This is a genomic window from Streptomyces sp. W16 (assembly GCF_033194735.1).
Lineage (GTDB): Bacteria > Actinomycetota > Actinomycetes > Streptomycetales > Streptomycetaceae > Streptomyces.
In genome coordinates this window covers 1-5970 of the sequence record NZ_JAWOAI010000560.1, presented here as the reverse complement: position 1 = coordinate 5970, position 5970 = coordinate 1, and the positions used below count along the sequence as shown (strand labels likewise).

Annotated in this window: 6 protein-coding genes; 2 read left to right on the top strand and 4 right to left on the bottom strand. The window is 69.5% G+C overall.

The window, feature by feature from the left end; all coding sequences use genetic code 11:
- The 4 genes from R6V09_RS43700 to R6V09_RS43685 form a co-directional block, all read right to left on the bottom strand.
- Positions 1–430: DUF5336 domain-containing protein (locus tag R6V09_RS43700; RefSeq protein ID WP_317887045.1), on the bottom strand; the 430-nt coding region annotated here is incomplete at its 3' end.
- Between the two features lie 86 nt (positions 431–516).
- Positions 517–1431 carry an N-acetylmuramoyl-L-alanine amidase gene (locus tag R6V09_RS43695; protein ID WP_317887044.1) on the bottom strand — a complete coding sequence of 305 codons (915 nt, stop codon included), beginning with the start codon at positions 1429–1431 and terminating at the stop codon, positions 517–519.
- Between the two features lie 99 nt (positions 1432–1530).
- Entirely contained in the window at positions 1531–2181 is a 651-nt protein-coding gene (locus tag R6V09_RS43690) for a class I SAM-dependent methyltransferase (protein WP_317887043.1), read from the bottom strand.
- A gap of 115 nt (positions 2182–2296) precedes the next feature.
- The gene (locus tag R6V09_RS43685; RefSeq protein WP_317887042.1) at positions 2297–4030 is read right to left on the bottom strand and encodes an MFS transporter; all 1734 of its coding nucleotides are present in this window, start codon (positions 4028–4030) and stop codon (positions 2297–2299) included.
- 194 nt (positions 4031–4224) lie between these two features.
- Between R6V09_RS43685 and R6V09_RS43680 the strand changes: the two genes are divergently transcribed.
- Positions 4225–5430, top strand: coding sequence for a lipid-transfer protein (locus R6V09_RS43680; RefSeq protein ID WP_317887041.1), 1206 nt, complete (start codon positions 4225–4227; stop codon positions 5428–5430).
- 63 nt (positions 5431–5493) lie between these two features.
- Positions 5494–5970: MFS transporter (locus R6V09_RS43675; RefSeq protein ID WP_442810258.1), on the top strand; the 477-nt coding region annotated here is incomplete at its 3' end.

Genomic DNA, 5970 nt, shown 5'->3' with positions numbered 1-5970 from the left:
CCGGCTTGGGGGCGGGGACGAGGGCGGCCTGCAGAGCCGGGACGAGGGGCGTCGCGACGGCGGCGCCGGCCATGACGAGGGCGGCGATGAAGCCGAGGATGAGGCCCGCGCCGGCGCTGACGTTGTCCCCGACGTCCACCAGCGTCCAGAACAGGCCCCACGCGGTGAGAACCGTGAACGCCACGCCGACTGTCCCGAGGTCCAGGCCCAGGATCTTGCGCGGCTGCGGCAGACAACGGTTGACGACGACGAGAGCGGCACCGATGACGCCACCCATGTAAGTGCCGAGGCCGTTACCGAGGCTCGTCCACGCGGTGATGTCGAGGTTGTACCCGTTGGCCGTGTAGAACTTGAGGAACGACGCGATGAAGAGCAATACCGCTGCCCCGATCACCACGCCGTCGCCTCGTGTGAGGGAGCGGATATTCACTTCAGGTCCTTCGTAGGTCGTCTCGTCGTCGGTTGACCCTATCGTCCACCTTGCCAGGGTGTCCGCCCGGATCAGCCCACTGATCGCTACCCGCGCAGGAAACTCACGATTCCCTCAGAGATCCCCTGCGCCGCCGCCTGTCTCCAGGCGCCGTTCGTCAGCAGTGCGGCATCCTTGCTATCGCGCATATTGCCGCACTCGATGAACACCTTGGGAACCGTTGACAGATTGAGACCGCCCAGGTCCTTACGCGTGACGAGACCGGTGCCGTCGCCGACGTAGTTGGCGGGCTCCTCGCCCGTCGCGCGACGGTAGTCGCCCTCGATGTCGCGGCCGAGAACGGCGGACGGGGCGACGATCGCGCGGTTGTCGGCGCCGCCCGCGTGCACGGAGCCCGGCAGGATCACATGGAAGCCGCGGTCGCCGGCCGGTGCGCCGTCCGCGTGGATGGAGATCGCGGCGTCCGCGTGCGCGTCGTTGCCGATCTTCGCGCGCTGGTCGACACAGGGCCCCCAGGCCGGCGAGCCGCCGTCGTGGGTCAGCTTCACCGTGGCGCCCTGCCGCTCCAGGATCTTCCGCAGCCGGTGGGACACGTCCATCGTGAACTGGGCTTCCGCGTAACCCGCGTTGGTGGACGTCCCGGTCGTGTCGCACTCCTTCCAGTTGGTGCCGATGTCCACCTTGCGGTTGATCTCGGCGGTGTGCTGGAAGTTGGTGATGTTGTGCCCCGGGTCGATGACGACGACCTTGCCCGTGAGGGGCCTGGAGTTCGGCGGCTTGTCGTCGTTCGACGCGGTGACCGAGGGCGAGGAGGACGCACCCGGCGCCGCGGCCGACGCACCGGCCGCCGCGCTGCCCGAGTCACCGGGGCCGCCCACCGCCTCGTACACGAACCACCCGATCAGTGCCCCCGGCACCAGCGCGGCCAGCGCCACGGTCAGGGGCCCTCGACGGGAACGACGGGGCTGCGGAGGATCGAAGTCCGGACCTACGTACGACACGTGAGCCACCCTAGCGGCCTGGCGGTACGGGTTCGCCGAAGCGGCAGCGAGCGGCGACAGGAGTCGCGGTCGATCCAAGCCCGGGCCACCCGGCCGATCTCAGACGCCGGTGCCGGTGCGCCGCAGGACCCGCAGCGAGTCCGTCGCCGACACCTCCGTGAACGCGCCGGATTCCAGGGCCCGTTGGTACACGCGGTACGGGGCCTGCCCGGTGAACTCGTCCTCCGGTTCCGGGAACACGTCATGGATGACGAGCAGCCCGCCCTCGGCGACATGGGGCGCCCAGCCCTCGTAGTCGGCGTTCGCGTGCTCGTCGGTGTGCCCGCCGTCGATGAAGACGAGGGCGAGGCGAGTGCCCCAGACGCGCGCCACTTGCGGCGACCGCCCGACGAGGGCCACCACGTGCTCCTCCAGCCCGGCCCTGTGCAGCGTGCGCCGGAACGTGGGCAACGTGTCCATCAGCCCGAGCTCCGGGTCGACCGTCTCCGGATCGTGGTACTCCCACCCCGGCTGCTGCTCCTCACTGCCCCGATGATGATCGAGCGTGAGCACGGTGACCCCGGCTTCGCGGGCGGCGTCGGCGAGGAGGATCGTCGAGCGCCCGCAGTACGTCCCTACCTCCAGCAGGGGCAGCCCGAGGCTTCCCGCTTCTACGGCAGCTGCGTAGAGGGCGAGCCCCTCATCGACCGGCATGAATCCCTTGGCGCTCTCGAATGCGGCGAGGATTTCAGGCTTGGGTGCCGGAGGCATGGGGGCGGTCCCTTCGGTACGGGGCGAGTGTGCAAACGCGGCCAGGCTACGTCCTTTAGGGGCGCGGGGAACTGCGCGACCAGCCCCCACGCACCCGCGGACAAAGAACTACCGACTACGCGCTGACAGTCTCACCGGGCAACGACAGATCAAGGTCAACCGCGACCTCGTCACCGCCATGCGTCGCAGACGAGGCAAGCGGCCCATGCCCACTCGCCCGCGCGGCCAACACATACGCTCCCTGAGACGGCACGGCGAGCACATAACTCCCGTCCTCGGAGGACAACGTGGCCCCGGCCTGCCGACCACGACGGTCGATCAACGTGACCTTGGCCCGAGCAACAGGAGAACCGTCGGCGCCCAACACCCGCCCCCGGAACCCCCGCAGAACCTCCTCCGCACGCTCCAGGTTGGCCTCCTCCTCGCTGCTGAAGTTCAACTGCGGCGCCCGGTTCGGCTTGGGGAGGAACAGCGCCATCAACAGGCCGACGGCAACCGCACCCGTCGCGATCATGAACGACACCCGGAACCCGTGCATCGTCGGGACCGCGACCCCGCCCACATGGTTAGCGGTGTTGGCCAGCACCATCCCGATCACGGCGCTCGACACGGACGTACCGATGGACCGCATAAGGGTGTTGAGCCCGTTCGCCGCACCGGTCTCGGACGCCGGCACCGCCCCCACGATCAGCGCGGGCAACGACGAGTACGCGAGCCCGATACCCGCACCCAGCACGACCGCGATGACCAGGCTCTGCCAGGCCGCACTCATGAGGCCAAGCCCCGCGCCGTAGCCGATGCCGATGATCAGCATGCCGAGGATCAGGGTGACCTTGGGGCCGTACTTCGCCGAGAGGCGGGCGTAGACGGGGGCCGTGAACATCATCGTCAGGCCGAGCGGCGCGACCAGCAGGCCCGCGGTGACCATCGACTGGCCGAGGCCGTAACCGGTGGCCTTGGGCAGCTGGAGGAGCTGGGGCAGGACGAGGGAGACGACGTAGAAGGAGACGCCGACCATGATCGAGGCGAGGTTGGTGAAGAGGACCGCGGGGCGGGCCGTGGTGCGCAGGTCCACCAGCGGGGCCTTCAGGCGCAGCTCCATCACGCCCCACAGGAGCAGGACGACGGCCGCCGCGGCGAACAGGCCGAGCGTGGTGGTGGAGGTCCAGCCCCAGTCGCTGCCCTTGGTGATGGGGAGGAGGAAGAGGACCAGGCCGGCGGAGAGGCCGATCGCGCCGAGCACGTCGAAGGTGCCCTCGGCGCGCATCGGGGACTCCGGTACGACGAGGAGGGTGAGGGCGATGGCGAGGACACCGAGGCCGGCGGCGCCGTAGAACAGGGCGTGCCAGTCGGCGTGCTGCGCGACCAGGGCGGCCAGCGGCAGCGCGAGGCCGCCGCCGACGCCGATCGAGGAGCTCATCAGGGCCATGGCCGAGCCGAGCTTCTCGCGGGGCAGCATGTCGCGCATCAGGCCGATGCCCAGCGGTATCGCGCCCATCGCGAAGCCCTGGAGCGTGCGGCCCGCGATCATCGTGAGGAGATCGCTGGTGAGGGCGCTGACGAGCGCGCCCACCACCATGATGGCCAGGCTGGTGATCAGCATCCGCCGCTTGCCGTAGAGGTCGCCGAGGCGGCCCATGATCGGCGTGGCGACGGCTCCGGACAGGAGCGTCGAGGTCAGGACCCAGGTGGCGTTGCTGGGCTCGGTGCTCAGCAGCTGCGGCAGGTCCTTGATGACCGGGACGAGCAGGGTCTGCATCACCGCGACAACGATGCCCGCGAAGGCGAGCACCGGCACGATGGCGCCGGACGGCCTCCGTGCGGGCTGGTCGGTCGACGTGTGCGTCATGGAGTGAGGCCTCCAGGCCGTAAGTGTGGGTGGAACCGGGTTGATCCGTGCGGGATAAGTGCACGGTAAACCTCGTATGCATGGGCAACTATTCCGATGCTTCGGCGTACTAACGAATCCTTGACCGTCCCATGAATATCTGACCCTCCGTCACCTCTGGCCATTTACTGGAACGTGTTCTAATCTCGCCCGCCATGAAGGCCTATGTCGCCGGCGTCGGGATGACGAAGTTCGAGAAGCCGGAGAGCCGCGAGTGGCAGTACTGGGACATGGTGCGGGAGGCGGGGAACGCCGCCCTCGCCGACGCCGGGATCTCCTACGCCGAGGTGGAACAGGTTCCGATCGGCTACTGCTTCCAGCCCTCGACCGCCGGCCAGCGCGCCGCCTATGAACTCGGTCTCACCGGCATCCCCGTCTACAACGTCAACAACAACTGCGCCACGGGATCGACCGCCCTGATGCTGGCTCGGCAGCTCGTCGAGGGCGGAGCCGCCGACTGCGTCCTCGCGCTGGGCTTCGAGAAGATGAAGCGGGGCGCGCTCGGCGGCGGTACGGACGGGGGCGACTTCGCGACCTCCCCCGTCGCCCGGCACTACGGCATCATGGCCGCCCGGCACGGCTTCGAGATGACCCCGCCCACCGCCCAGATCTTCGGCGACGCGGCCCGCGAACACATGGAGAAGTACGGCACGACCGAGGCGCAGCTCGCCGCCGTCGCCGCCAAGAACCACCGCCACTCCGCACACAACCCGAACGCCCAGTTCCAGGACGTCTACGACGTCGACGACATCCTCGCGGCCCGGGTCGTCCACCACCCGCTGACGAAACTCCAGTGCTCACCGACCTCGGACGGAGCCGCGGCGGCGGTCGTGGTCTCGGAGCGGTTCGCGGACACCCACGGGCTGTCGTCCCGCCCGCTCGTCGAGATCGTCGCCCAGGCCATGACCACCGACACCGACGACTCCTTCTCATCCGGCTCCTGCATCGACGTCGTCGGACAGCCCATGTCCCGGGCCGCCGCCCGCCAGGTCTACGAACGGTCCGGACTCGGCATCGAGGACGTGGACGTCGTAGAACTCCACGACTGCTTCTCGATCAACGAACTGCTGACGTACGAGGCCCTCGGCATGTGCGAACCCGGCGAGTCCGGGAAGCTCGTCGAGTCCGGGGGCACGACGTACGGCGGGCGGTGGGTGGTCAACCCGTCCGGCGGGCTGATCTCCAAAGGGCATCCGCTGGGCGCCACCGGCATCGCCCAAGTCGCCGAGCTGGTATGGCAGTTGAGGGGTACGGCGGGGGAGCGGCAGGTGCCCGGGGCCGAGGTCGGCCTCGCCCACAACATCGGGCTGGGCGGGGCCGCGGTGGTGACGTTGCTGCGGGCGGCCTCGGCCTCGACCTAGGTCGTACGGCGGTCCCGCGGTCGGGCGAAATGCCGATGCAAGGGGCGCGGGCCGGTTGAGAGTATGACGGGCATGCCCCGAGCCGCTGATGTCTCTCCGATACCCCAAGCCTCCCGTCACGGGGCGCCGCCCTGGCTGGTCGTGGCGCTCGCGTGCGCCGGACAGTTCCTCGTCGTGCTCGACGTGTCCGTCGTCAACGTGGCGCTGCCGTCGATGCGGACCGACCTGGGCATGAGCGCGTCCGGACTGCAATGGGTGGTCAACGCGTACGCCATCGCCTTCGCGGGGTTCATGCTGCTCGGCGGGCGCGCCGGTGACCTCTACGGCCGCAAACGGATGTTCCTGGTCGGGCTCGCGCTGTTCACCCTGGCCTCCCTGTGCGGCGGCCTCGCCCAGGACGGCTGGCAACTCCTGCTCGCCCGGGCCGTACAGGGACTCGGCGCCGCCGTGCTGGCGCCCTCGACGCTGACGATCGTCACCTCGGCGGTGCCGGAGGGCGCGGCCCGGGCCCGGGCCATCGCCACCTGGACCGCGGTCGGC